Origin of the sequence: Isoptericola sp. NPDC056578, assembly GCF_042793275.1 — a bacterium.
Taxonomy (GTDB): domain Bacteria; phylum Actinomycetota; class Actinomycetes; order Actinomycetales; family Cellulomonadaceae; genus Isoptericola.
Genome location: NZ_JBHTVC010000035.1, coordinates 1 through 23,952, shown reverse-complemented (window position 1 = coordinate 23,952; position 23,952 = coordinate 1). Strand labels below are relative to the sequence as shown.

Sequence of the window (23,952 nt, the reverse complement as noted above, 5' to 3'; positions counted from 1 at the left end):
CGGACAGGGCGTCCACGGCTGGCACCGGACGGCCCGCCCGTGCGACCTGACCCGGGGTGTGGTCGGCTGGCACTCGTCACCGAGGTCAGGAGGCAGTACCGATGACCGACACGCGCCCACCAGGCGGCCCGACCGGCCCGACGCCCGGGGTGACTCCGGGCGATGTGAGTCCAGGCGGCATCACCCCGCCCCCGTCCGTGGTGCCGACGGCGGAGCCCGCGGACGCCTGGGACGCCCCGGCCCCGGCGTCGCGCGGGCTGCTGGAGCTGGACCGGGGCCGCTTCTGGTCCGGCGCCGCCGTGACCGTGGTGGTCTGCGCCGTCCTGGGGCTCGCGGCGTCCGTCGTCTTCGACAGCGCGTTCGACGTCGGGCTGCTCGGCCCCTCCCGCCTCGTCCCGGACGCCCCCGGGCTCGCGTGGGCGCTGACCGGCGCCCTGTTCGCCCTGCTCGCGGCCGTGGTGCTCCAGCTGCTCGTGCGGGTCGTGCCGCGACCGCGGATGTTCTTCGGCTGGCTGGTCGCGCTGGTCACCGTGATCCTCGCCGCCCTCGCGTTCACCGGTTCGGGCGACGGCGCCTCGGCGGTCGTGACCGCCCTCGTGTGGATCGTCGTCGGCATCGCCGTCTCGGCGATGCTCAACGGCGTGCTCGGCCGGACTCTCGTGCGGCCGGCTCGGCCGACCAGGTGACCTCGCGCTCGGGCGCGTCGGGTGCGGCGAGGTCGAGCAGCGAGGCGGCCTCTTCCTCCAGCTCGGACCGGTGGTGCGCCCAGGCGTCGCCGGTGAAGGGCTCGAGGTGCACGGTGGCGCGGCGTGCGTCCACGTCCAGGGTCCACGTCCCGGCGACGCGGCCGTCCACCCAGAGGGTGGGGAGCACGTCGGCGTTGCGCCGGTAGACGAGCCCCGCGTGCTCGGGGTCGACGATCCGGGACCGCTCGTCGAGCGCCACCAGCAGCTGGTCCCAGCGCGGCAGCAGCCGCACCGGGGCCGGCACGTCCGCGGGGACGAGGTCCGCGTCGGCCAGGTCGACGAGCTCGCGACCGTCGGGCGCGGCGTACGGCCGCAGCTCCAGGAGCGCGAGCGCACGCTTCAGCGCCCCGACGCCGCGGACGCCGACGCCCCGTGCGACGTCCCGCGGCGACGCCGGGCCGAAGGCCCGCAGGTACTTCTCGACGGCGCGGGCCCGCGCCTCGTCCGGAGGGAGCGTGGGCAACGGGTGCGGCACGCGGTCGGCGAGCCACCGCGACCCGTCCTGGTAGCGCGCCGCGACGTGGGAGCCCCACAGGCCGCTCGGCGGCACGTGCACGAGGCCGCCGCCCGCGCTCGCGAGCCGCCACCATGCACGGCTCACACCCCCGGGGATCGCCGCGACGGCGTCGACGCCCGGGTACTGCTCGCCGGCGAACTCCTCCACCTCGTCGAGCGTGCGCGGCTCGGCGCAGAACCCGCGCACGGCGGCGTTGAGGCCCACGAGGTCGACGCCCGCCCGCCGGGCGCTCGCGCGCCACGCCGCCAGCCGCTGCTCCGCGGAGACGGCGTCGAGCAGCGGCCAGTCGACGCTCGGCACCACGTGCAGGGTGGACCGCATGACGGTCGCCTTGACGACCTCGCCGCCGGTGAGGGCCTCCTCGAGAGCGCCGACGGTCTGCCCGGCCCGCCGCGCCCACAGCGCGACGTACGGCATGTCGGCGTGCTGCGCCTGCAGGCCGCCCACCCGCCCGACGACGGCGGGGACGTCGTCGTCGGAGCGGGTGAGCAGCTGCTGGCGCGCGAGCGTGGTCCGGTTGAGCTCGTCGGCCGTGATCGGGGTGACCATCTGGCGACGGGCCTCCCTCCGTCAGGCGAGCCGGCGCATCCAGCCGTGCCGGTCCGCGGCCCGGCCGTACTGGATGTCGGTGAGCTCGTCGCGGATCGCCATGGTGAGCTCGCCCGGCTCCCCGCCGGAGACCTGCACGTCGAACTCGTCGCCCGCGAGGCGGCCGACAGGCGTGATGACGGCCGCCGTGCCGCAGGCGAAGATCTCGCGCACGGTACCGTCCCGGAGCCCGGCGACGACCTCGGCGAGCGGGAGACGACGCTCGACCGCCTGGTGCCCGCGGTCCGCGGCGAGCTGCAGGATGGAGGAGCGCGTCACGCCCTCGAGGAACGAGCCGGTGAGCTCCGGCGTGTGCACCGAGCCGTCCGCCATGACCACGAAGACGTTCATGCCGCCGAGCTCCTCGAGCGCGGTGTTGGTCGTCGCGTCGAGGTAGCAGACCTGGTCGAAGCCCTTCTCGGCCGCGAGCTGCTGCGGCAGCAGGCTCGCCGCGTAGTTGCCGCCGTACTTCGCGTCGCCCGTCCCCCCGGGCCCGGAGCGGTGATAGTGCTCGTCGATCCAGATCGACACCGGCTTCACGCCGCCCGCGAAGTACGGGCCGACGGGCGAGGCGATGACGAGGTACTCGGCCTCGTTCGTGGGACGCACCCCGAGGAACGCCTCCGACGCGAACGTGAAGGGCCGCAGGTAGAGGCTGAAGTCCTCGCCAGAGGGGACCCAGTCGATGTCGGTGCGCACGAGCGCCGCGATGGAGCCGATGAAGTCGTCCACCGGCAGAGCGGGCAGCGCCAGGCGGTGCGCCGAGCGCGCGAACCGCGCCGCGTTGGCGTCCGGGCGGAAGGTCCAGACGGAGCCGTCCGCGTGCCGGTACGCCTTCATCCCTTCGAAGATCTCCTGCGCGTAGTGCAGGACGGCGGTCGCCGGGTCGAGCTGCAACGGGCCGTACTTCTCGACGCGCCGGTCGAGCCAGCCGTCGCCCCGGCGCCAGCTGATGCGCGCCATGTGGTCGGTGAACACGGTGCCGAACTTCGGGGACCGCAGCGCGGCCTCACGGTCGGCGTCCGGGGTGGGGCTGTCCGTGGCGCGCACGTCGAACAGGGCGACGAGGTCCTCGAGCTCGGCCGGGAGGATGCCCGGCGTGCCGGCGGTCGAGGCGGTGCTCGACGCAGCGTCGGCGGCGGACGGAGAGGTGCTGGATGTGGTCATGATCGGGGGCCTTTCACCGGGTGACCCCTGTAGTTTTCCACGACCGTGCACCTCGCGGGCACCGGCGTCGCTCCGACCACAGCGGCCACCCGGACGGAATGGGACGTCGGGTGATCGACAGGGGGGATGACGGCCGGGGCGGGCGGTGGCTCGGACGACACGTCCGACGGCGCGGCGCGGGTGGCGCCGCGCCGTCCGGCGACGACGGTGAGGCTGTCGTCAGCCGTTGACGCGTGCGGCAAGGTCGCGCCCGACCTCGGCCGTCGTGCGTACTCGGTCGCCGCGCTCGACGAGGTCGGCCGCGACGGCAGCCTCCACCCGCTTGCTCTCCTCGGCGAGTCCGAGGTGGTCGAGCAGCAGGGACACCGACAGCACGGTGGCGGTCGGGTCGGCCTTGCCCTGGCCCGCGATGTCCGGCGCGGAGCCGTGCACCGGCTCGAACATGGACGGCGCGGTGCGGTCGGGGTTGATGTTCGCCGACGCGGCCAGGCCGATGCCGCCGGTGATGGCGGCGGCCTGGTCCGTGAGGATGTCGCCGAACAGGTTGTCGGTGACGATCACGTCGAACCGCGACGGGTTCGTCGTGAGGAAGATCGTGGCGGCGTCCACGTGCAGGTAGTCCGTGGTGACGTCGGGGAACTCCGCGTTGACCGCCTCGACGGTGCGGCGCCACAGGTGCCCGGCGTGGACCAGCACGTTGTGCTTGTGCACCAGCGTGAGGTGCTTGCGCGGGCGGGCCTGGGCCCGGGCGAAGGCGTCGCGCACGACACGCTCCACGCCGAAGGCCGTGTTGACGGACACCTCGGTCGCGATCTCGTGCGGGGTGCCGACGCGCAGCGCGCCGCCGTTGCCCACGTACGGTCCCTCGGTGCCCTCGCGCACGACGACGAAGTCGACGTCGCCGGGGTTCGCCAGGGGGCTCGTCACGCCGGGGTACAGCTTGCCCGGGCGCAGGTTCACGTAGTGGTCCAGCGAGAAGCGGAGCTTGAGCAGGAGGCCGCGCTCGAGGACGCCCGACGGCACGCTCGGGTCGCCGATGGCGCCGAGCAGGATCGCGTCGTGCTGCTTGATGGCCTCGAGGTCGGCATCGGTGAGCGTCTCGCCCGTCGCGTGCCAGCGGCGCGCGCCCAGGTCGAACTCGGTGGTGGAGATCTTCACGTCCGAGCCGGCCACGGCCGCCTCGAGGACCGCCAGGCCCTGCTCCACGACTTCCGTGCCGATGCCGTCGCCGGCCACCACTGCCAGGTCGATGCTCCGCGTCATGGGCCGAGCCTAAGCCCGTCGAATCATGATGCGGACACGAATCTCATTTATTGGACACATGCGGCCGTGACCTCCCTGGTCATGGGTCCGCGGTGCCGGCGTCAGGCGCGGTAGAGCACCTTGAACCGCTCGCAGACGACCGGCATCGACGGGTCGAACTCGCGCCCGATCTGCGGCAGCGTGCGGCGCCAGTAGCGCTCGTGGCCCTCGCGCCAGTCGGCCAGCGACCGGTCACCCTCGCCCTCGGCCGCCGCGTGCTCGGCCGTGACCTCGTCGAACGGGACCGTCTCCACCTGCGTGGTCCTGATGAGCAGCCGCGGCGCGCCCTCGCCGTCGAGCACGATCGACAGGTCGCCCTTGCGCGGCAGCGGCTCGTCGGCGGCCTCGTACTCCCAGACCGCGGCGGCGGTGCCGGTCTTCACGCCGTCGAGGACGAGGCCCAGCAGCTCGTCCGCCAGCTCGGACGAGTCCCCGAACGCCCAGGCCGGCGGCGGCACCACGTTCTCGGACCGCTCCCCCACGGCACCGCCGTGGCTGGTGCGGCCGGCGCTCGGGCGCGCGACGTCCCAGAACTGCGTGATGCTGTCGGCCTGCTCGGGATCCAGCCCGGGGTTCGCGTCGTCGCTCATGGGTCCATCCTGCCAGGATGACCAGCATGGACACCCGCGTCGCCGCCTACGCCCTGGTCGTCGAGGGCGACCGCATCCTCCTCCCCCACTGGTCGAGCGACGTCGGGTCGGGCTGGACCATGCCCGGGGGCGGCATCGACCCCGGCGAGCACCCGGAGGACGCAGCCGTCCGCGAGCTGCGGGAGGAGACCGGGTACGACGTCGCGCTCGACGGCCTGCTCGGCGTCGACAGCATCGTGATCCCGCCCGAGGGCCGCGTCGTCGTGGACGGCACCGACCACGCGGTGGCGCTGCAGGGCATCCGCATCGTCTACCGCGCGCACGTCGTCGGCGGCGAGCTCACCAGGGAGTCCGACGGCACCACCGACGACGTCGCGTGGCACCGGTTGTCCGACGTGGACGCGCTCGACCGCGTCGAGCTCGTCGACGTCGTCCGGGGGTGGGCGGGCCTGCTCGGCTGACGGACGGACCACCTCGCCGTTCCCCGTACTACCTCGGCACGACCCGGACTACCTCGGCACGACGGGTGCTATCTCGACGCGACCCGGGCTCGCAGGCGTCCGGACGCACGTGCGGCCGCCGCCCCCGGGTGGGGGACGACGGCCGCGCGCGTCGCTGCTGACGGTGTGGGTCAGCGAGCGGCGCTGCCCTCCGTGTAGTCGGAGTCAGCGGGCTTGATCCACGAGAACATCTTCCGGAGCTCGCGGCCGGTGGTCTCGATCGGGTGCGCCTCGCCCTTCTCGCGCAGCGCGGTGAACTCGGGGGCGCCCGCGTCCTGGTCCGCGATGAAGCGCTCGGCGAAGGCGCCGTTCTGGATGTCCGCGAGGACGGCCTTCATGTTCTCCTTGACGCGCGGGTCGATGACGCGCGGGCCGGAGACGTAGTCGCCGTACTCGGCCGTGTCGGAGACGGACCAGCGCTGCTTGGCGATGCCGCCCTCGACCATGAGGTCGACGATCAGCTTCAGCTCGTGCAGCACCTCGAAGTACGCGACCTCGGGCTGGTAGCCCGCCTCGGTCAGCGTCTCGAAGCCGTACTGGACCAGCTGCGAGGCACCGCCGCACAGCACGGCCTGCTCGCCGAACAGGTCGGTCTCGGTCTCCTCGGTGAAGGTGGTCTTGATGCCGCCGGCACGCAGGCCGCCGATGCCCTTCGCGTACGACAGGGCCAGCTCCCAGGCGGAGCCCGACGCGTCCTGCTCGACGGCGACGATCACCGGCACGCCGCGGCCGTCGACGTACTCGCGGCGCACGAGGTGACCCGGGCCCTTGGGGGCGACCATGAGCACGTCGTGGCCGGCCTCGGGCTTGATGTAGCCGAAGCGGATGTTGAAGCCGTGCCCGAAGACGAGCGCCGCGCCCTCGTTGAGGTTCGGGGCGATCTCGTCGCGGTACACGTGCCGCTGCACCTGGTCCGGCGCGAGGATGACGACGACGTCCGCCTCCTTGACGGCGTCGGCGACGGTCAGCACGCGCAGGCCCTCGTCCTCGGCCTTCTTCGCGGAGCCGGAGCCCTCGCGCAGGCCGACGCGGACGTCGACGCCCGAGTCGCGCAGGTTCAGCGCGTGCGCGTGGCCCTGGCTGCCGTAGCCGATGACCGCGACCTTGCGCTGCTGGATGATGGACAGGTCGGCGTCGTCGTCGTAGAACAGCTCAGCCACGGTGATGCTCCTCGGTTCTCGGTACTGCGTTCGTCACTACAGGTCGGTATGTGGTCACCCGCGGGGATGACGGTACGCGAACGGCGTCAGGCCGTGCGCACGCGCTCCAGCGCTCGGTCGGTGATGGACCGCGAGCCGCGGCCCACGGCGAGCGTGCCGGACTTCACGATCTCGCGGACGCCGTACGGCTCGAGCGCCGCGAGCAGCGCGGACAGCTTGGCGGCCGTGCCGGTCGCCTCGATGACGACCGTGTCGGGGACGACGTCCACCACGTGGGCGCGGAAGAGGTCGACGACCTCGAGCACCCCCGCGCGGGTCGCCTGGTCGGCCCGCACCTTGACGAGCAGGAGCTCGCGCTGCACGGACGACTCGGGGTCGAGCTCGACGATCTTGATGACGTTGATCAGCTTGTTCAGCTGCTTCGTCACGTGCTCGAGCGGGTGCTCCTCGACGTCGACCACCACGGTGATGCGCGAGATCTCCTCGTGCTCCGTGGGCCCGACGGCCAGGGAGTGGATGTTGAACGCCCGGCGGGCGAACAGCGCGGTGACGCGGGTGAGGACGCCGGGCTTGTTCTCGACCAGCACGGACAGGGTGTGACGCGACATGGGTGGCTCCTTCTCTGCTCGTCGGCCGGTCAGTCTTCGCGGTCCCACGCGGGCGAGATGCCGCGCGCGTACTGGATGTCGTCGTTCGGCACCCCGGCGGCGACCATCGGCCACACCATGGCGTCGCGCGAGACCTGGAAGTCGATGACCACGGGGCGGTCGTCGATCTCCTGCGCCCGCTTGATCGCGGCGTCGACCTCGTCCTCGCGTTCCACGCGGATGCCCTCGCAGCCGTACGCGTCCGCGAGCTTCACGAAGTCCGGAATACGCCGGGTCCCGTGCCCGGTGTGCAGGTCGGTGTTGGAGTAGCGCTCGTCGTAGAAGAGCGTCTGCCACTGCCGCACCATGCCGAGCGAGCTGTTGTTGATCAGCGCCACCTTGATGGGGATGTCGTTGATCGCGCAGGTCGCGAGCTCCTGGTTGGTCATCTGGAAGCAGCCGTCGCCGTCGATGGCCCACACCTCGCGGTCGGGCTCGCCGACCTTGGCGCCCATCGCGGCGGGGACCGCGAAGCCCATGGTGCCCAGGCCCGCGGAGTTCAGCCAGGTGCGCGGGCGCTCGTAGCGGATGAACTGCGCCGCCCACATCTGGTGCTGCCCCACGCCCGCGGCGTAGATCGCGTCCGGGCCGGCCAGCTCGCCCAGGCGGGAGATCACGTGCTGCGGGGACAGGTGGCCGTCGTCGGTGGGCGAGTAGCCCAGCGGGTACGTCTCGCGCCACGTGTCGAGCTGGTGCCACCAGGCCGCCAGGTCGGGCTTGCCCACCTTGGCGTGCTCGGCCTCGAGGGCGGGCACCAGGTCCGCGATGACCTCGCGCAGGTCGCCGACGATCGGCACGTCCACCGGGCGGTTCTTGCCGATCTCCGCGGGGTCGATGTCGGCGTGCACGACGGCGGCGTGCGGGGCGAAGCTCGACAGGCGGCCGGTCACGCGGTCGTCGAAGCGGGCGCCGAGGGCCACCACGAGGTCGGCCTTCTGCAGCGCGGCGACGGCCGGGACGGTGCCGTGCATGCCCGGCATGCCCAGGTGCTGCGGGTGGCTGTCCGGCACCGCGCCGCGGGCGGTGAGCGTCGTGACGACGGCCGCGCCCGAGGTGTCGACCAGCCGGCGCAGCGCCTCCGACGCGCCGGACCGGACGACGCCGCCGCCCACGTACAGCACCGGGCGGCGGGCGGTGGCGAGGAGCTTGGCGGCCTCGCGGATCTGCTTGGCGTGCGGCTTGGTCACCGGGTGGTAGCCGGGCAGCGACAGCTCCTGCGGCCAGGAGAACTCGGTGGTGGCCTGCATGGCGGACTTCGCGATGTCGACCAGCACCGGGCCGGGCCGGCCCGTCGACGCGATGTGGAACGCCTCCGCGATCGTGCGCGGGATCTCCGCCGGGTCGGTGACCAGGTAGGAGTGCTTGGTGATCGGCATCGTGATGCCGACGATGTCCGCCTCCTGGAACCCGTCGGTACCGATGAGGGACTGCGCCACCTGGCCGGTGATCGCGACCAGCGGGACGGAGTCCATGTGCGCGTCGGCGATGGGCGTCACGAGGTTGGTCGCGCCGGGGCCCGAGGTCGCCATCGTCACGCCGACCTTGCCGGTCGCGTGGGCGTAGCCCTGGGCCGCGTGCCCGCCGCCCTGCTCGTGCCGCACCAGGACGTGGCGGATCTGCTTCGAGTCCATGAGCGGGTCGTAGAGCGGGAGGATTGCGCCACCCGGGATGCCGAAGACGTTCTCGACGCCGACCGACTCGAGCGAGCGGACGATCGACTCGGCGCCGGTGACCTCCTCACCGGACACGGTTCGGCCGGCGGCACCGTCGGCACTGCGCGACGCGGTGCGGGCGGCCACCTGGGCGGGGGTCGGGTTCGGCTGGACCATCGGTCTCTCCTGCCGGTCGGTCTTGCGGGCGAAGGGTCTGGCGAGGGGTGTCGCTGCAATGAAAAACCCCCCGGTCCCGGGATGACGGGACTGACGAGGGGTGAGCGCGCTGACGAAGCCTGGTGCGTGGGCCTAGTCGGCGCGCCCGGGAAGAAGTACTACGAGGATCGTCTGCACGGATCGAACGTTACGCCCGCGGTTCACCGATGTCACGTCGTGAGCCCGGTGTCCCATCATGCGGACAACATGGGGGTCACCGGGCTCACGACCTGCGCCGCGACGGCGACGGTCAGCTCACGTCGCGACGCCGGAACACGAGCAGCGCGAGCAGAGTGACGACGACGGCGAGCGCCGCGACGGTCAGCCCGCCCTGCGCGGTGGTCACGACGTGGTCCACCGGGACGCACGAGAACACGCCGTCGGCGTCCGGGGTGCACCGCTCCGTCGTGTACACGTACCCGCCCTGCAACCAGGCCGAGAGCGCCGTCGTCGGCAGCCAGCGCTGCACCTCGCCGAACGAGTAGGCGAAGGCCACGCAGGCCCAGGCGACCACGCCGACCAGACCGACGGCGGCGGCGGCGTGCTTGAACAGCGTGCCGAGCGCCACGCCGAGCGCGGCGAGCACGGCCCCGGCCGCGACGAGGCGCCCGGTGAACGCGGCGACCTCCAGCCAGACGGCGCCCGTGAGGTCGCCGAGGGTGCCGAACGAGGCGTACACCGCGTACGAGGCGCCGACCAGGAGCGCGAACCCGACCAGCACCAACGGGACCGTGCCGAGCGCGGCGGCCACCGCCTTCGACCAGTACACGCGCTGCCGGCGCGGCTCGAACGTGAGCCACATCCCCAGCGACCCGCTGTTGATCTCGGCGGTCACGAAGCTCACCCCGACCACCAGCGCGACGAGGAGCAGCAGCACCGCGAGGTCGTCGAGCGACGCGAGACCCGACCACCCGTTCCACACCGAGGCCTGGATCTCCGTCACGGCGGCCCGGGTCGCGCCGTCCTGCGCGTTGACCTCGGGCTCCCCGTAGAGCATCTCGACCTGGGCCTCGTCGGGGACGAAGGTCTGCGTGGGCGGCAGGTACCAGTCCAGGCGGGGGGCCAGCTGGTCGCAGCCCCACTCCTGCGGGGTGAGGCCTTCGGCCTCGGCCGCGGCCTCGCAGTCGGCGACCTGCTGCTCCCCGTCCTTCTCCCACTCCTCCTGGTCGGACGCGAACATCTCCTGCGCGTTCGCGACCTCCTGGGCGCTCGGCGGGGGCGCCGACAGGAACGTCGCCGCGCCGCTCAGGGCGACCAGCGCGAGAACTCCGACGCACGCCCAACGCGTGATCTGGCGCGCCCACAACCGGCGCAGCTCGACGCGCAGCAGGCGGCTCATGCGTCCGCCTCCGGGGCCGCCGGGGTGGCCGGCGTCGTCGCGGAGTGCGCCGGCTCGGGCGGCGGGCCACCACGACGCGTGCGGTCGCCCTGGTGCGTGTGACCGCCGGGCGTCTCGTGCGCCGTGAGGCCCAGGAACACCGACTCGAGGTCGGCCTGGAGCGGGGTGAGCTCGCGCACCCACACGCCACGCTCGCCGAGGGCGCGGTTCACGGCCGCGGGGTCGGCGGCGCCGTCGACGAGCAGCGCGTCGTGCTCGCGCCGCACGAGCAGCCCGCTGGTCTCGAGCACGCTGGTCGCGATGGTCAGGTCCGTCGGCGCGACGCGCAGCCGGACCGACCCGGTCGCGGAGCCGGCACCGATGAGGTCGGCCACCCGGCCCGAGGCGACGAGCCGCCCGCGGGCCACGATCGAGACCGTGTCGGCGATCTGCTCGACCTCGGCCAGGATGTGGCTGGACACCAGCACGGTCTTGCCCTGGTCGGCGAGGCCTCGCATGGTCTGCCGGATCTCCCGGATGCCCGCGGGGTCGAGGCCGTTGGTGGGCTCGTCGAAGATGAGCAGGTCGGGGTCCTTGAGCAGGGTCGCCGCGATCGCGAGCCGCTGCTTCATGCCGAGCGAGTAGCCCTTGTACTTGTCGCGTGCCCGCCCGGTGAGCCCGACCTCGTCGATGACGGCGTCCACCCGGCCGGCGGGGGCGTCGATCGCGTCGGCGAGCAGGCGCAGGTTGCGGCGGGCGCTGAACGCGGGGAAGAACTTGGGGCTCTCGACGATGGCGCCGACCCGTCCCACCACCTCGGGCAGCCGCTTCGGCACCTCGTGCCCGAAGATCGTCGCGGTCCCGCGGTCGGGCCGGACCAGGCCCAGGAGCATGCGGATCGTCGTCGTCTTCCCTGACCCGTTGGGGCCGAGGAACCCGTGCACGCCGCCCACGGGCACCTGCAGGTCGAGGCCCTCGACCCCGACCGACCTCCCTCGCACGCTCCGGTACGTCTTGCGGAGCCCTCGCGTCTCGATCGCGAGCTCTCCACCACCCCGGGCACCGTCGAGCACGGCCACCGCCACCTCCTCGTGGCCGCGGCGCGGCCTGTCGGTCGCGCCTGTCGGACGACGGCGCTGCCAGGGAGGATAGAGCAGCCTTGACGTGGGCGAAAGGTCCCCGCTACCCGAGGTTGACCCTGCTGCGACGGTTCACCCGGCCGGCTCGCCCGCCCACGCCTCGGCACGCCCCGGGATCACGGCGATGTCCACCTCGTTGCCCTCGGGGTCCGCGACCGTGCGCCAGAACGGCGCCTCCGCGTCCCGCACGACCGTGCCGCCGGCCGCGACGGCGGCGGCCACGCGTGCGTCGGCGACGTCGGCGGGGACCATGACGTCCACGTGGACCCGGTTGCGCTGCTCGCGCGGTTCGGCCATCGGCTGCAGGAACACCGAGGGACCGCGCAGCAGGGGGTCGTACAGGTCCGTCGTCCCGCGCTCGGTGTAGCCGAGCGCCGCCGCCCAGAACCGGCGCACCGCGTCGACGTCGAGGGCGTCGAACGTGAGCTGGACGTCGCGCAGGACGGCGGGCTCGGCGCGCAGCCCGAGGTCGCGGGCGGCGGCCTGCGCCCGCTGCGCCACCCCGAGCCGGGCGGGGCCGATCCAGCCGTCCTCGGGCGGTCCGACGCGCAGGGTGACGCCGGAGTACCGCAGGTCGGCGAACAGCGGCACGCCGGCCTCCTCGGCCGCGCGGGCCGCCCGGGCGACCAGCTCGACGCCCGCGTCGAAGCCGCCCGTCGCGTAGTACGCGCTGGCCCCCAGGAGCACCCGCCAGTCCTCCACGCCGCCCGCCGCCCGGAACTCCGCGGGCGTGAGCAGGCCGTCGGCCAGGTCCTCCTCGAACCCCTCCCAGGCGATGACGTCCGCCTCGTTCCCCTCCGCGTCCGCCAGCGTCCACCAGTGCGGCACGAACTCCTCGGTCGTGACCCGCCCCCCGGCCGCGAGCGCCGCGTCGACGCGCGCCTGCCGCACGTCGTGGGGCACGAAGACGTCGAGGTGCAGCCGGTTGCGCAGGGGCCGCGGCTCGTCCATGGCCTGGAACCAGACGCCGGGCCACCGCCCGTGCGGGTCGAGGAGGTCCGCCCCGGAGCGGGTGTGCCCGAGGACCACTCCCCAGAAGGGCATGACCTGCTCGCGGTCGGCGGCGTCGACGGTCAGCTCCACGTCCTGCACGGCCGAAGGGTCCGCGTCGAGCCCGAGATCCGCCGCCGCGGCGGAGACCTCCCGGGCCAGCGCGACGTCGCGCTCGCTCAGGCCGCCGACGTCGTGGGACAGCACGCGCACGACGACGCCGCCCGCCCGCAGGTCGACGTCCGGGTGGTGGTTCGCGGCGTCCGCGAGCACGCGGACGCGCTCGAGGAGGACGGCGCCCTCGCCGGGAGCACGCGTGCGGAAGAGGGCGCTCGCGCCGCGGGCGAGGGCACGCCAGTCCTCGGTGCCCCCGGCGGCCTCGAACCCGGCCGCGGTGATCTCGTCGGGCATGGCCTCCCCCGTCCGTCGGCGTCCTGGCTGCGGTGACCGACGGCGTCAGTGCCGCGACGTCTCGACCGGCAGCTCCAGCTCGGCCGCGGCGTCGCTGATCCGCCGGGCCAGGTCCACGTCGCGCGTCGTCAGGCCGCCGGCGTCGTGCGACGAGGTGCGGACCAGGACGGTGCCGTAGCGCAGGTCCACGTCGGGGTGGTGGTTCACGGCGTCCGCGATCTCGGCGATCGCGTCCACGAACCGCGCCCCGGCGGCGAAGGACCCGCTGCGGAACACGGCCCACGCGGAGCCCTCGTCCGCGTGCCAGTCGCCGACGCCGTCGGAGTGGGCGAACTGTCGCGGGGTGATCGAGTCGGTCATGCGCCCAGCATGGCCCGACCGCGCACCGTTCGCGCGGTGTCAGCCGGCGGGCAGGGGGTCGTCGTCGAACGCCGGGAGGCCGTCGATGCTCGTGCGGTTCTTCTGCCGGCGGTAGTCGGCCTGCCCGTCGGCGCCCTTGCGGTCCATGAACGGCGGCAGCAGGTCGCGCTCGCCCGCGTAGTCGAGCAGGGGCACGCCGTACCCGCAGGAGTCGGAGACCCGCTCGACGTCGACCACGATCACGGCCCGCGCCCCGCGCCGCTCGGTGAACCGCGGCTCCCACGACGCGTACTCGTCGTCGTACAGCGTCACGACGCGCCCCCGGCCGTGCAGGCGGACGATGTTCGGGGGCCCGTCGAAGGCGCAGAACATGAGGGTGATCCGGCCGTTCTCGCGCAGGTGCGCGATCGTCTCCGCGCCCGACGCCGTGAGGTCGAGGTAGGCCACGGTGTGCTCGTCGACCACGACGAACGACCCGTCGACCCCCTTGGGCGAGACGTTCAAGCGCCCGTCCCCGGCGAGCGGGGCGGTGGCGACGAAGAACACGTGCTGCGACTCGACGAAGCCCCGCAACCGGCCGTCGATACGTTCGTGCACCTTTCCCATGGGCGCCATCCTGCCGCGCGGGCCGCGGCCGGTCGACGGCCGACCGGGTGGTGGGCGCTCAGCCCAGCACGGCACCCTTGGACGCGGACTGCACCAGCTTCGTGTACTTGGCGAGCACCCCGCGGGTGTAGCCGTGCGGCACGGGGGTCCAGTCCGCCGTCCGGCGGGCGGCGAGCTCGGCGTCGTCGACCAGCAGGTCGAGCGTCTTGCTCGCGACGTCGAGCCGGATCCGGTCGCCGTCGCGCACGAACGCGATCGGCCCCGCGTCGACGGCCTCGGGCGCGATGTGCCCGACGCACAGCCCGGTGGTGCCGCCGGAGAACCGCCCGTCGGTGATGAGCAGCACGTCCTTGCCGAGGCCGGCGCCCTTGATCGCGCCGGTGATGGCGAGCATCTCGCGCATCCCCGGGCCGCCCTTGGGGCCCTCGTAGCGGATGACGACGACGTCGCCGGCGGTGATGGTGCCGTCCTCCAGCGCGTCCAGGGCGCTCCGCTCGCGCTCGAAGACGCGGGCGGTGCCCTCGAAGACGTCGGAGTCGAACCCCGCCGACTTCACGACCGCGCCCTCGGGGGCCAGCGACCCGTGCAGGATCGTGATGCCGCCCGTGGGGTGGATCGGCCGGTCGAGGGCACGCAGGATCTTGCCGTCCGGGTCGGGCGGGTCGATGTCCGCGAGGTTCTCCGCGACCGTGCGGCCCGTGACCGTGAGGCAGTCGCCGTGCAGCAGCCCGGCGTCGAGCAGCGCCTTCATCACCACGGGCACGCCCCCGATGCGGTCGACGTCGTTCATGACGTACCGGCCGAACGGCTTGAGGTCGCCGAGGTGCGGCACGCGGTCGGCGACGCGGGAGAAGTCGTCGAGGGTGAGCTCCACCTCGGCCTCGTGCGCGATGGCGAGCAGGTGCAGCACCGCGTTCGTCGAGCCGCCGAACGCCATCACCACGGCGATGGCGTTCTCGAAGGCCTCCTTGGTGAGGATCTGCCGCGCGGTGATGCCGCGCCGCAGCAGCTCCACGACCGCCTCGCCGGACGCCTGCGCGAACGCGTCGCGGCGGCGGTCGGCGGACGGAGGCGCGGCCGACCCGGGCAGCGACATGCCGAGCGCCTCGGCGGCCGACGCCATCGTGTTCGCCGTGTACATGCCGCCGCACGCACCCTCGCCGGGACAGATCGCGCGCTCGATCCGGCCGACGTCCTCCTCGCTCATCAGCCCGCGCGCGCAGGCCCCCACGGCCTCGAACGCGTCGATGATCGTCACGTCCTTCTCGGTGCCGTCGGACAGCTTCACCCAGCCGGGCATGATCGAGCCGGCGTAGAGGAACACGCTCGCGAGGTCGAGGCGCGCGGCCGCCATGAGCATGCCCGGGAGCGACTTGTCGCAGCCCGCGAGGAGGACCGAGCCGTCCAGCCGCTCCGCCTGCATCACCGTCTCCACGGAGTCGGCGATGACGTCGCGCGACACGAGCGAGAAGTGCATGCCCTCGTGCCCCATGGAGATGCCGTCGGAGACGGAGATGGTGCCGAACTCGAGCGGGTAGCCGCCGCCGGCGTGCACGCCGTGCTTCACCGCCTGCGACAGCCGGTCGAGCGACAGGTTGCAGGGCGTGATCTCGTTCCACGAGCTCGCGACGCCGATCTGCGGCTTCGCGAAGTCGGCGTCCCCGAGGCCGACGGCGCGCAGCATGCCGCGCGCGGCGGTGGCCTCCAGGCCGTCGGTGACCTGGCGGGAGCGGGGCTTGAGATCCGGTGCGCGATCGGTCGTGAGGTCCGGGGTGGCTGGGGCGTCGGCGCTCATGGACTCACTGTAGGAGCGGCGCCGCCCGTGGTCGCGGCGGGCGACGATCCCTCAGCCGGCGGCGCCGTCCGGGCGCTCGCCCACGCGGGCCCACTCCTGCAGGCGGGCGATCACGAGGCCCGGCGCGAGGTCGTACCGCGGCAGCCGCGTCTCGCCCCCGGCGTGCTCGACGATGACCTGGTCGGACCAGGTGGGCCGGTCCCGGAGGTTGCCGCGCACCGCGCGGACGTCGGCGCGGGGGATCGCCAGAGGGCGACGACGCCGCTCCACCCGGAGCTCGTCGTCGGTCAGGACGAGCTGCCCGCTCCTGGACGCCACGAGCTGCGCCAGCGCGGCCACCATCCCGAGCGCGGCCACGACGGCCAGGACGACGGTCGACCGGTCCGCGCCGCCGGCCAGCCGCGCGGTGTTCACCGCGAGCACGCAGGTCCAGGTGACCAGCAGCCCCCAGAACAGCCGGGTCTGACGAGGCGTCCGGGCGACGACCTCGTGCATGCGTGCGCTCCCTCGGTCCGGGCGGCGCGGCGCCGCCTCGCCCTCATGCTGGTCGGGAGGGCTCCTGCTCGCGCGCCCTGGTGACCTCGACCAGCGCGTCGCGTACCGCCTCGACGCCGACGCGCAGCTCGTCGAACGACGTCGACAGCGGCGAGAGTCCGAGGCGCAGCCCGTTCGGCCGGCGGAAGTCGGGGATGACGCCCCGCTCCCACAGCAGCGGCAGGGTGTCGGCGAACGCGTCGTGGTCGACGGTCACGTGGCTCCCCCGCCGGTCGTCGTCGCGCGGCGACGCGACCCGGACGCCGAGCGGAACGAGCAGGTCGTCCACCAGCTCCAGGGCGAACCGGGTGAGCGCCACCGACTTCGCGCGGACGGCGTCCAGCCCGGCGTCGGCGAGGAGGTCGAGCATGTCCTGCATCGCGAGCATCCCGACGATCGCGGGGGTGCCCGACAGGAATCGTCGCACCCCGGCGTGCGGCGCGTAGGCGGGGCCCATCTCGAACGGCTGGTCGCTGCCCATCCAGCCCTGGATCGGCTGGGTGAGCTCCTCCTGGAGGTCGGCGCGGACGTAGCCGAACGCGGGCGACCCGGGCCCGCCGTTGAGGTACTTGTACGTGCACCCGGCGGCGAGGTCGGCACCCCACGCGTCCAGCGCGACGGGCACCGCGCCGGCGGAGTGGCACAGGTCCCACAGCACGAGCGCCCCGGCGCCGTGCGCACGCCGCGTGATCTCCGCGGCGTCGCTCACGTACCCGGAGCGGTAGGCGACGTGGCTGAGCACCACGAGCGCCGTCCGGTCGGACAGGACGGCGGACACCTGCTCGGGCGTGACGCCGCCGTCGTGGTCCGGGGCGATCCAGCGCAGCGTGGCGCCGTGCTCGCGCGCGACACCCTCCAGGACGAAGCGGTCGGTCGGGAAGTTGCCGGAGTCGAGCACGATCTCGTCGCGCCCGGCGACGCGCGGGGACGCCAGCGCGGCCCGCACCAGCTTGTAGAGGATCACCGTCGTCGAGTCGCCGACGAACGTCTGGCCCGGCGCCGCGCCGAGCGCGACCGTGCCGATACGGTCACCGACGCGCAGGGGCAGGTCGTACCACTCCTCGTCCCAGCCGCGGATGAGGCGCGCGCCCCACACGTCGGGCGCGAAGCGGGCGAGCCGCTCGGCCGACGCCTTCGTGGGGCGGCCGAGCGAGTTGCCGTCGAGGTAGGCGGTCACCTCCGTGGAGTCGACGAACGCGGCCTTGAACCGCGCCAGCGGGTCGGCGGCGTCCAGCGTGGCGGCGCGGGCGGTGGCGTTCTCGGTCATGCGGCTCCTCCGTCGGCGGGCGGGTGGGTGTCGGCAGGCGGGGCGAAGTCCGGGTCCCGCAGGTCGGCGACGTCGAGGACGGTCGCGCGGGCGAGCCAGGCGGCGTGGACGGCGCCCGGGTCGGCCGGGGCGGGCGCCGGGCCGGGCACGAACGACACGAGGCCGGCGGGCGGCTCGTCGCCGACCAGCGCGACGAGCAGCGACCGCCGGCCGAGTCCGGCCGCCGCGAGCGCGGCGAGCTCGCGGGCGTTCAGCCCCACGGGCAGCGGACCGTTGCCGAGGTCGGTGCCGTACCGGACCCGTCCGCCGGCCGCGACGAAGCGGCGCACGTTGTCCAGCGCCACCTCGTGCTCGCGCGTCGGGTCGCCCCAGCCGTGGATGTCGAGCGTGCTGAGCCAGGTCATCGACCGTCGCCCCGTCGGCCCACCCGTCGCCCTGCCGGCGGCCATCGCGACGAGCAGCTCGTCGGGCAGGCGCTCGCTGAACGGCGCGTGCGCGAGCCGGTCGACTCCCGCCTCGAACGCTCGCACCGCCTGGCCCGGCCCCTCGGCGTGCGCGACGACGTCGGTCCCGCGCTCGTGCGCCCGTCCGACGACGGCGGCCAGGGTGGCGTCGTCGGCCACCGGGCCGGCGTCGCCGTGCAGGGCGACCTTGACGAACGACGCGCCCGCCGCGACCTGCCGGTCCACGGCCGCGACAGCGGCGGCCGGGTCGGCGACCTCCTCGACCGCTCCCGGGGGCGCCCACGACCGGTCGCTCGGATACCCGCCCGGCGCGGTGAGGAACGCGCCCGCGTACGCGACGCGCGGCAGCGCCGGGTCGGCGGCCAGGGCCGCGACGTCGTCGGGGATCCAGCCCAGGTCGTGCACCGCGGCGACGCCGCGGGAACGCAGCGGCGCCGGGTCCACCAGCCCCAGGTGCACGTGCGCGTCCGTGAACGGCGGCAGCAGCGTGCCGCCCTCCCCCAGCCGGCGCCGCACCTCGGGCGGGACGTCGGCAGGGAGGCCGACCGGGGCGACACCCGGGGGCACGACCAGCGCTCCGGTCACGACCGGGCGCCCGGTCCGGCCGTCGGGCCGAGCTCGGTGCGCACGGCGAAGAGCTCGGGGAAGAAGGTGAGGTCGAGCGCCCGCTGGAGGAAGCCGACGCCGCTGGAGCCCCCGGTGCCCCGCTTGGTGCCGATGATGCGCAGCACGGTCTTCATGTGGCGGAAGCGCCAGAGCTGGAAGTTGTCCTCGAGGTCGACGAGTTCCTCGCACGTCTCGTACGCCGACCAGTCCGACTCGGGGTCGGCGTAGATCCGGCGGAACACCTCGACCAGATCGTCGTCGAGCGTGTGCGCGGTCGTGACATCGCGCTCGAGCACGCGTCGCGGCACGTCGTGGCCGTGGCGGGAGAGGTAGCGCAGGAACTCGTCGTACACGCTGGGCTCGCCGAGCAGCCGCGCGAGCTCTGCCTGCGCCTCGGGCTCGGCGTCGAACACCGCGAGCATGCGGGCGTTCTTGTTGCCCAGCAGGAACTCGACCGCCCGGTACTGCCACGACTGGAAGCCGGACGCGTTCCCGAGGAAGCCACGGAACTGGGCGTACTCGCTGGGCGTGAGCGTCGCGAGCACCGACCACTGCTCGGTGAGCGTGCGCTGCACGTGCTTGACGCGGGCGATGCGCTTGAGCGCCGCGCCGAGCTCGTCCGCGGCGAGCAGGTCGCGCGCGGAGACCAGCTCGTGCAGCACGAGCTTGAGCCACAGCTCCGTGGTCTGGTGCTGCACGATGAACAGCATCTCGTCGTGGTGCGCGGGGCTGCTGATCGGCTCCTGCGCGGCCAGGAGCGTGTCCAGGTGCAGGTACGAGCCGTAGGTCATGCGCTCGCGCAGGTCCGTGACGATCCCCGGTTCCAGCTCGCGCTCGTTGGACGGGGCAGGGGGCGCGGCGGGGGGCTCGGGCTGGTCGACCATGCCCCGGAGCCTAAGGCAGCGCGCGCGGCGCCCGCCCACACCCGGGCGCGGGGTCGGGGCGGGCGCCGTCGAGGGTCCGCGGTGTCAGCGGCGCGCGATGAGGGACACGTCGCGCACCGCGCCGCGGTCGGCCGACGTCGCCATCGCGGCGTACGCCTGCAGCGCCGGGGAGACGTAGCGGTCGCGGTTCAGCGGCTGCCACGGGTTCTCGCGGGCCTCCATCTTGGCGCGACGCTCGGCGAGCACCTCGTCCGGCACGTTGACGCGGATCAGTCGGGTGTCGACGTCGATCTCGATCTCGTCCCCGTCCTCGATCAGCCCGATCGTGCCGCCGGCCGCCGCCTCGGGCGACACGTGCCCCACGGAGATGCCGCTCGACCCGCCGGAGAACCGACCGTCGGTGATGAGGGCGCAGACCTTGCCCAGGCCGCGGCCCTTGATGAACGACGTCGGGTAGAGCATCTCCTGCATGCCGGGGCCCCCGGCGGGGCCCTCGTAGCGCACGACGACGACGTGGCCCGGCTGGACCTGCTTGGTGAGGATCTTCTCGACCGCGTCGTCCTGCGACTCGCAGACGAGGGCCTTCCCCACGAAGTGGAAGACGTCGGGGTCGACGCCCGCGGTCTTGAAGACCGCGCCGTCCTCGGCGAGGTTGCCGCGCAGCACGGCCAGGCCGCCCTCCACGGTGTACGCGTGCTCGAGGTCGCGGATGCAGCCGTTCGCGGCGTCGGTGTCGAGGCTCTCCCAGACGTTGGACGTCGAGAAGGCCTGGGTGGTGCGGACCCCGCCGGGGGCGGCGTGGAAGAGCTCCTGCGCCCGCTCGGTGGCCTTGCCGCCCCGCACGTCCCAGTCGTCGAGCCACGCGCGCAGCGTGGGCGTGTGCACGGAGGTGACGTCGTGGTCGAGCAGGCCCGCACGGTCCAGCTCCCCCAGCAGCGCGGGGATGCCGCCGGCGCGGTGCACGTCCTCCATGTGGAAGTCCGGGTGGTTCGGCGCCACCTTGCTCAGGCACGGCACGCGGCGGCTGATCGCCTCGATGTCCGTGAGGTCGAAGTCGACCTCGCCCTCCTGGGCCGCGGCCAGGATGTGCAGCACCGTGTTGGTGGAGCCGCCCATCGCGACGTCGAGCGCCATGGCGTTCGAGAACGCCGCCTTCGTGGCGATCGAGCGCGGGGCGGCGGAGTCGTCCTCGTCCTCGTAGTAGCGCTTCGCGAGGTCGACGATGGTGCGACCCGCCTCGAGGAAGAGCTCCTTGCGGGCGGCGTGCGTGGCCAGCGTGGAGCCGTTGCCCGGCAGCGACAGCCCGAGCGCCTCCGTGAGGCAGTTCATCGAGTTCGCCGTGAACATGCCGGAGCACGAGCCGCACGTCGGGCAGGCGTTCTCCTCGACCTGGGCCAGCGCGGCGTCGGACACGTTGTCGTCGGCCGAGTAGTTGATCGCGTTGATGAGGTTCAGGGGCGTCTTCGCGACGCCGTCGGCGACGACGGCCTTGCCGGCCTCCATCGGCCCGCCCGACACGAAGATCACCGGGATGTTGAGCCGCAGCGCCGCGTTGAGCATGCCCGGCGTGATCTTGTCGCAGTTGGAGATGCACACGAGGGCGTCGGCGCAGTGCGCGTTGACCATGTACTCGACCGAGTCCGCGATGAGGTCGCGGCTGGGCAGCGAGTAGAGCATCCCGGCGTGGCCCATCGCGATGCCGTCGTCCACGGCGATGGTGTTGAACTCCTTGGACACGCCGCCCGCCTCGCGGATCGCCGAGGCGACCAGGTCGCCCATGTCCTTGAGGTGGACGTGACCGGGGACGAACTGCGTGTACGAGTTCGCGATCGCGACGATCGGCTTGCCGAAGTCCTCCGAGCCCATGCCGGTGGCGCGCCAGAGCGCGCGGGCACCGGACATGTTGCGGCCGTGGGTGGACGTCCGAGAGCGCAGGGGACGGCTCATGTCAGCTCCTTCGACGAGTTCTGCCGCGCCGTCGCGGACGACGCGCACGAGCACGCTACGCCCGCTGTCCCGCATCGCGGGCATCCGTCCGCCCAGTGGTCGGTTCACCTGCTGAAACGATCCGAAGGTCACGAAATGGTTGCGACGCGCCGGAGACCTTGGCAAGTTGTCCCAGGTTCATCAGCAATCCGTCCAAATCGGACGCACCACGTCCATCTCGCAGGCACCACGCAGCGCACCACGATCAGGGAGCTCACTCATGACCGCGACCGCCGCAGGCAGCACGACCGGCACGACCGTCACCGACCACGCCCGCAACGGGGAGGACGCCGACCGCGTCGTCACCCGGCCCGGCGCGCGACGCGCCCTCGCGCTGTGTCGCATCCTCCTGGCCGTGGTGTTCCTGTGGCCCGTGGCCGACAAGACCTTCGGCCTCGGGTACGCCACGCCGGACGAGCGGGCCTGGGTGGCGGGCAGCTCGCCGACCGAGGGCTACCTGAGCTCGATCGAGAGCCCACTGGCCTCCGGGTTCGCCGCGCTGAGCGGCCCCGCCGTCGACTGGCTGTTCATGCTCGGGATGCTCGGCACGGGGATCGCGCTCCTGCTCGGCATCGGGCTGCGCGTGGCCGCTGTGGCGGGCGGGCTGCTCATGCTCACGCTGTGGCTCTCGACGTGGCCCTTCGCCGCCGGCTCGCAGAACCCGCTGGTCGACCAGCACCTCGTCTTCACGGCGCTGCTGGCCGCTCTCGCGCTCACCCGCGCCGGCGACACCTGGGGCCTCGGCCGCGCGTGGGCCGCCTCGCCGGTGCCCGGCAGCGCGAGCTGGCTGCGCTGACGCGGAGCCGCCCGGAGCCGCCCGAGGCACCCGGTGCCCCCCACGGCGCCGGCGCGGTCAGGACGCGCCGGCGCTGTGGGTGTGCTCCAGCTCGTCCGCGTGGCGGATGTGCCGCGTCACCCACGGGGCCAGCAGCAGGAGGACCCCCGCGAACGCCAGCGCCACCACGCCGATGCCGCCGAAGTAGGCGGTGTCGGAGACCCCCTCGGTCGCCTCGATGGTTTGCGCGGTGATCGCCTGGCCGGCGGCCGACGACAGGAACCACAGGGCCATCGCCTGGCCGCGGAACGCTCGCGGCGCCAGCAGCGTCGTCGCCGCGATCCCTACCGGCGACAGGCACAGCTCGCCGAGCGTCTGGATCACGTAGACCCCGATGAGCACCCACGGCGGGGCGAGCTCGTCGGCGAAGACGGCCGACATCCCCGCGAGGAACAGGAACGACAGGGCCGCCAGCGTCAGGCCGATGACGAACTTGTACGCCGTGGGCGGCCGGTCCCCCGTCTTCGTCCAGATCCACGCGAACACCGGCGCCAGGATGATGATCGACGCCGGGTTGACCGACTGGAAGAAGGCGGGCGACAGGCTGATACCGAACAGCTCGAGCTGGGTGCGGTCGGCGGCGAACGCCGCGAGCGTCGTCGCCGCCTGCTCGAAGATCATCCAGAACAGCATCGCGGCGACGAAGAGCGGCACGTACGCGACGACGCGCGGACGCTCGGCCGCCGTCACGCGCTTCGAGCGGTACATCACGACGAGCAGCACGACCGGCGTCACGAGGGCGAGGTACGACACGGCGTCGATGAACGTCTCGACGGCCCAGCCCCCGGCGACGACGGCGGCCAGTGCGGCGGCCACGACGATGGCGCCGACCACGTAGAGCCCGAGGCGCACCACGGAGGGGCGGTCCTCGGGCGTGATCGGGTTCGGCACGTCCGTCCCTGCGGCACCGAGGTACCGGTAGCCGCCGACGAAGAAGACGAGCGCGAACGCCATCCCGATCGCCGCCACCGCGAAGCCCGCGTGGTAGCCCCACGCCTGCTCGACGACGCCCACGATCAGCGGGGAGAAGAACGACCCGATGTTGATCCCCATGTAGAAGATCGAGAACGCCGGGTCGCGACGCTCGTCGTCGCGCGAGTACAGCTCGCCCACCATCGACGACACGTTGGGCTTGAGCAGGCCGGTGCCGAACGCGACCAGGCCGATCCCCAGCATGGAGAAGCCGTACGTGGGCAGGGTGAGCGACACGTGGCCGGCGGCGATGACGATCCCGCCGTACAGCACCGCGCGCCGGGCCCCGATCATCCGGTCGGCGAGCCAGCCGCCGACCACCGACAGCAGGTACACCGACGTGCCGTAGATCGAGACGAACGCGGCGCCGGTGGTGGCGTCCATCCCGAGGCCGCCGTTGGCCACCGTGTCGGTCAGGTAGTACAGGAGGATGGCGCGCATCCCGTAGTAGCTGAACCGCTCCCACAGCTCCGTGCCGGCCAGGGTCATGAGGCCGCGCGGGTGCCCGAAGAACGCGCGGTCGCCCTCGTGCTCCGGGTGCGACGGCGCCGCTGCCTGATCGGTCATGAAAAAACTCTCGCACCGGCGGGAGACGACGGCGACCGGGCGCCCCGGTCGGGGGGGCCGGGCGCCCGGTGGAGAGGTGGTGCCGCGGTGAGCGGCGGGGGAGGATCACCTTGCGGTTGTCGGCGTTGTTGAG

22 protein-coding genes are annotated in these 23,952 nt (G+C 73.4%); 3 read left to right on the top strand and 19 right to left on the bottom strand.

The window, feature by feature from the left end:
* Positions 1–101: 101 nt before the first annotated feature.
* Positions 102–686, top strand: coding sequence for a DUF6069 family protein (locus tag ACFQ80_RS14285; RefSeq protein ID WP_430564120.1), 585 nt, complete (start codon positions 102–104; stop codon positions 684–686).
* Here ACFQ80_RS14285 and ACFQ80_RS14280 read toward each other — a convergent pair.
* From ACFQ80_RS14280 to ACFQ80_RS14265, 4 genes are all read right to left on the bottom strand, one after another.
* A complete protein-coding gene (locus ACFQ80_RS14280) occupies positions 634–1,812 on the bottom strand; it encodes a winged helix DNA-binding domain-containing protein (protein ID WP_430564119.1) in 1,179 nt (392 codons plus the stop codon). The two genes, ACFQ80_RS14285 and ACFQ80_RS14280, sit on opposite strands and share 53 nt — an antisense overlap.
* Before the next feature lie 21 nt (positions 1,813–1,833).
* Positions 1,834–3,021, bottom strand: a complete 1,188-nt coding sequence (locus ACFQ80_RS14275) for a branched-chain amino acid aminotransferase (protein WP_430564136.1) — start codon at positions 3,019–3,021, stop codon at positions 1,834–1,836.
* Between the two features lie 216 nt (positions 3,022–3,237).
* The gene (locus ACFQ80_RS14270; RefSeq protein WP_430564118.1) at positions 3,238–4,281 is read right to left on the bottom strand and encodes a 3-isopropylmalate dehydrogenase; all 1,044 of its coding nucleotides are present in this window, start codon (positions 4,279–4,281) and stop codon (positions 3,238–3,240) included.
* Between the two features lie 101 nt (positions 4,282–4,382).
* Complete coding sequence (locus ACFQ80_RS14265; protein WP_430564117.1) at positions 4,383–4,910, bottom strand: ASCH domain-containing protein; 528 nt, start codon at positions 4,908–4,910, stop codon at positions 4,383–4,385.
* 26 nt (positions 4,911–4,936) lie between these two features.
* On the opposite strand from ACFQ80_RS14265, the gene ACFQ80_RS14260 reads away from it, so the two are divergent.
* On the top strand, positions 4,937–5,371 hold the full coding sequence (locus ACFQ80_RS14260) for an NUDIX hydrolase (RefSeq protein WP_430550385.1): 435 nt from the start codon (positions 4,937–4,939) through the stop codon (positions 5,369–5,371).
* A 170-nt stretch (positions 5,372–5,541) separates the two neighbouring features.
* On the opposite strand, the gene ilvC is transcribed toward ACFQ80_RS14260, so the two are convergent.
* The 14 genes from ilvC to ilvD (ACFQ80_RS14190) form a co-directional block, all read right to left on the bottom strand.
* The gene (gene ilvC / locus ACFQ80_RS14255; protein ID WP_429763836.1) at positions 5,542–6,570 is read right to left on the bottom strand and encodes a ketol-acid reductoisomerase; all 1,029 of its coding nucleotides are present in this window, start codon (positions 6,568–6,570) and stop codon (positions 5,542–5,544) included.
* Positions 6,571–6,656: 86 nt separating this feature from the next.
* Positions 6,657–7,178, bottom strand: coding sequence for an acetolactate synthase small subunit (gene ilvN, locus ACFQ80_RS14250; RefSeq protein WP_430550344.1), 522 nt, complete (start codon positions 7,176–7,178; stop codon positions 6,657–6,659).
* A gap of 29 nt (positions 7,179–7,207) precedes the next feature.
* The gene (locus ACFQ80_RS14245) at positions 7,208–9,046 is read right to left on the bottom strand and encodes an acetolactate synthase large subunit (protein WP_430550345.1); all 1,839 of its coding nucleotides are present in this window, start codon (positions 9,044–9,046) and stop codon (positions 7,208–7,210) included.
* 289 nt (positions 9,047–9,335) lie between these two features.
* A complete protein-coding gene (locus tag ACFQ80_RS14240; RefSeq protein ID WP_430564116.1) occupies positions 9,336–10,424 on the bottom strand; it encodes an ABC transporter permease subunit in 1,089 nt (362 codons plus the stop codon).
* A complete protein-coding gene (locus tag ACFQ80_RS14235) occupies positions 10,421–11,482 on the bottom strand; it encodes an ABC transporter ATP-binding protein (protein ID WP_430550347.1) in 1,062 nt (353 codons plus the stop codon). The genes ACFQ80_RS14240 and ACFQ80_RS14235 overlap by 4 nt, the downstream gene beginning before the upstream one ends.
* 132 nt (positions 11,483–11,614) lie before the next feature.
* A complete protein-coding gene (locus tag ACFQ80_RS14230; RefSeq protein ID WP_430564115.1) occupies positions 11,615–12,943 on the bottom strand; it encodes a VOC family protein in 1,329 nt (442 codons plus the stop codon).
* Between the two features lie 45 nt (positions 12,944–12,988).
* Positions 12,989–13,303, bottom strand: coding sequence for a 4a-hydroxytetrahydrobiopterin dehydratase (locus ACFQ80_RS14225; RefSeq protein WP_430550349.1), 315 nt, complete (start codon positions 13,301–13,303; stop codon positions 12,989–12,991).
* Positions 13,304–13,342: 39 nt separating this feature from the next.
* Positions 13,343–13,909: a pyridoxamine 5'-phosphate oxidase family protein gene (locus ACFQ80_RS14220; protein ID WP_430564114.1), complete on the bottom strand. Its 567-nt coding sequence runs from the start codon at positions 13,907–13,909 to the stop codon at positions 13,343–13,345.
* Between the two features lie 58 nt (positions 13,910–13,967).
* Entirely contained in the window at positions 13,968–15,704 is a 1,737-nt protein-coding gene (ilvD, locus tag ACFQ80_RS14215) for a dihydroxy-acid dehydratase (RefSeq protein ID WP_430564113.1), read from the bottom strand.
* A 51-nt stretch (positions 15,705–15,755) separates the two neighbouring features.
* A complete protein-coding gene (locus tag ACFQ80_RS14210; RefSeq protein WP_430564112.1) occupies positions 15,756–16,199 on the bottom strand; it encodes a hypothetical protein in 444 nt (147 codons plus the stop codon).
* A 43-nt stretch (positions 16,200–16,242) separates the two neighbouring features.
* Positions 16,243–17,505, bottom strand: coding sequence for a kynureninase (locus ACFQ80_RS14205; protein ID WP_430564111.1), 1,263 nt, complete (start codon positions 17,503–17,505; stop codon positions 16,243–16,245).
* Positions 17,502–18,554: an amidohydrolase gene (locus ACFQ80_RS14200; protein ID WP_430564110.1), complete on the bottom strand. Its 1,053-nt coding sequence runs from the start codon at positions 18,552–18,554 to the stop codon at positions 17,502–17,504. The genes ACFQ80_RS14205 and ACFQ80_RS14200 overlap by 4 nt, the downstream gene beginning before the upstream one ends.
* Complete coding sequence (locus ACFQ80_RS14195; protein ID WP_430550355.1) at positions 18,551–19,459, bottom strand: tryptophan 2,3-dioxygenase; 909 nt, start codon at positions 19,457–19,459, stop codon at positions 18,551–18,553. The genes ACFQ80_RS14200 and ACFQ80_RS14195 overlap by 4 nt, the downstream gene beginning before the upstream one ends.
* Positions 19,460–19,543: 84 nt before the next feature.
* Complete coding sequence (gene ilvD / locus ACFQ80_RS14190; protein WP_430545873.1) at positions 19,544–21,406, bottom strand: dihydroxy-acid dehydratase; 1,863 nt, start codon at positions 21,404–21,406, stop codon at positions 19,544–19,546.
* A 259-nt stretch (positions 21,407–21,665) separates the two neighbouring features.
* On the opposite strand from ilvD (ACFQ80_RS14190), the gene ACFQ80_RS14185 reads away from it, so the two are divergent.
* Positions 21,666–22,241, top strand: coding sequence for a DoxX family protein (locus ACFQ80_RS14185; RefSeq protein WP_430564109.1), 576 nt, complete (start codon positions 21,666–21,668; stop codon positions 22,239–22,241).
* A 57-nt stretch (positions 22,242–22,298) separates the two neighbouring features.
* On the opposite strand, the gene ACFQ80_RS14180 is transcribed toward ACFQ80_RS14185, so the two are convergent.
* Positions 22,299–23,819, bottom strand: a complete 1,521-nt coding sequence (locus ACFQ80_RS14180) for a peptide MFS transporter (protein ID WP_430564108.1) — start codon at positions 23,817–23,819, stop codon at positions 22,299–22,301.
* Positions 23,820–23,952 lie beyond the last annotated feature (133 nt).

Coding starts and splice junctions, on each gene's coding strand:
- ACFQ80_RS14180 (WP_430564108.1), bottom strand. CDS start 23,819: ATGACCGATCAGGCAGCGGCGCCGTCGCACCCGGAGCACGAGGGCGAC.
- ACFQ80_RS14205 (WP_430564111.1), bottom strand. CDS start 17,505: ATGACCGAGAACGCCACCGCCCGCGCCGCCACGCTGGACGCCGCCGAC.
- ilvN (WP_430550344.1), bottom strand. CDS start 7,178: ATGTCGCGTCACACCCTGTCCGTGCTGGTCGAGAACAAGCCCGGCGTC.
- ACFQ80_RS14220 (WP_430564114.1), bottom strand. CDS start 13,909: ATGGGAAAGGTGCACGAACGTATCGACGGCCGGTTGCGGGGCTTCGTC.
- ACFQ80_RS14230 (WP_430564115.1), bottom strand. CDS start 12,943: ATGCCCGACGAGATCACCGCGGCCGGGTTCGAGGCCGCCGGGGGCACC.
- ACFQ80_RS14260 (WP_430550385.1), top strand. CDS start 4,937: ATGGACACCCGCGTCGCCGCCTACGCCCTGGTCGTCGAGGGCGACCGC.
- ACFQ80_RS14240 (WP_430564116.1), bottom strand. CDS start 10,424: ATGAGCCGCCTGCTGCGCGTCGAGCTGCGCCGGTTGTGGGCGCGCCAG.
- ACFQ80_RS14210 (WP_430564112.1), bottom strand. CDS start 16,199: ATGCACGAGGTCGTCGCCCGGACGCCTCGTCAGACCCGGCTGTTCTGG.
- ACFQ80_RS14245 (WP_430550345.1), bottom strand. CDS start 9,046: ATGGTCCAGCCGAACCCGACCCCCGCCCAGGTGGCCGCCCGCACCGCG.
- ACFQ80_RS14195 (WP_430550355.1), bottom strand. CDS start 19,459: ATGGTCGACCAGCCCGAGCCCCCCGCCGCGCCCCCTGCCCCGTCCAAC.
- ilvD (WP_430564113.1), bottom strand. CDS start 15,704: ATGAGCGCCGACGCCCCAGCCACCCCGGACCTCACGACCGATCGCGCA.
- ACFQ80_RS14265 (WP_430564117.1), bottom strand. CDS start 4,910: ATGAGCGACGACGCGAACCCCGGGCTGGATCCCGAGCAGGCCGACAGC.
- ACFQ80_RS14280 (WP_430564119.1), bottom strand. CDS start 1,812: ATGGTCACCCCGATCACGGCCGACGAGCTCAACCGGACCACGCTCGCG.
- ilvD (WP_430545873.1), bottom strand. CDS start 21,406: ATGAGCCGTCCCCTGCGCTCTCGGACGTCCACCCACGGCCGCAACATG.
- ACFQ80_RS14185 (WP_430564109.1), top strand. CDS start 21,666: ATGACCGCGACCGCCGCAGGCAGCACGACCGGCACGACCGTCACCGAC.
- ACFQ80_RS14270 (WP_430564118.1), bottom strand. CDS start 4,281: ATGACGCGGAGCATCGACCTGGCAGTGGTGGCCGGCGACGGCATCGGC.
- ACFQ80_RS14285 (WP_430564120.1), top strand. CDS start 102: ATGACCGACACGCGCCCACCAGGCGGCCCGACCGGCCCGACGCCCGGG.
- ACFQ80_RS14225 (WP_430550349.1), bottom strand. CDS start 13,303: ATGACCGACTCGATCACCCCGCGACAGTTCGCCCACTCCGACGGCGTC.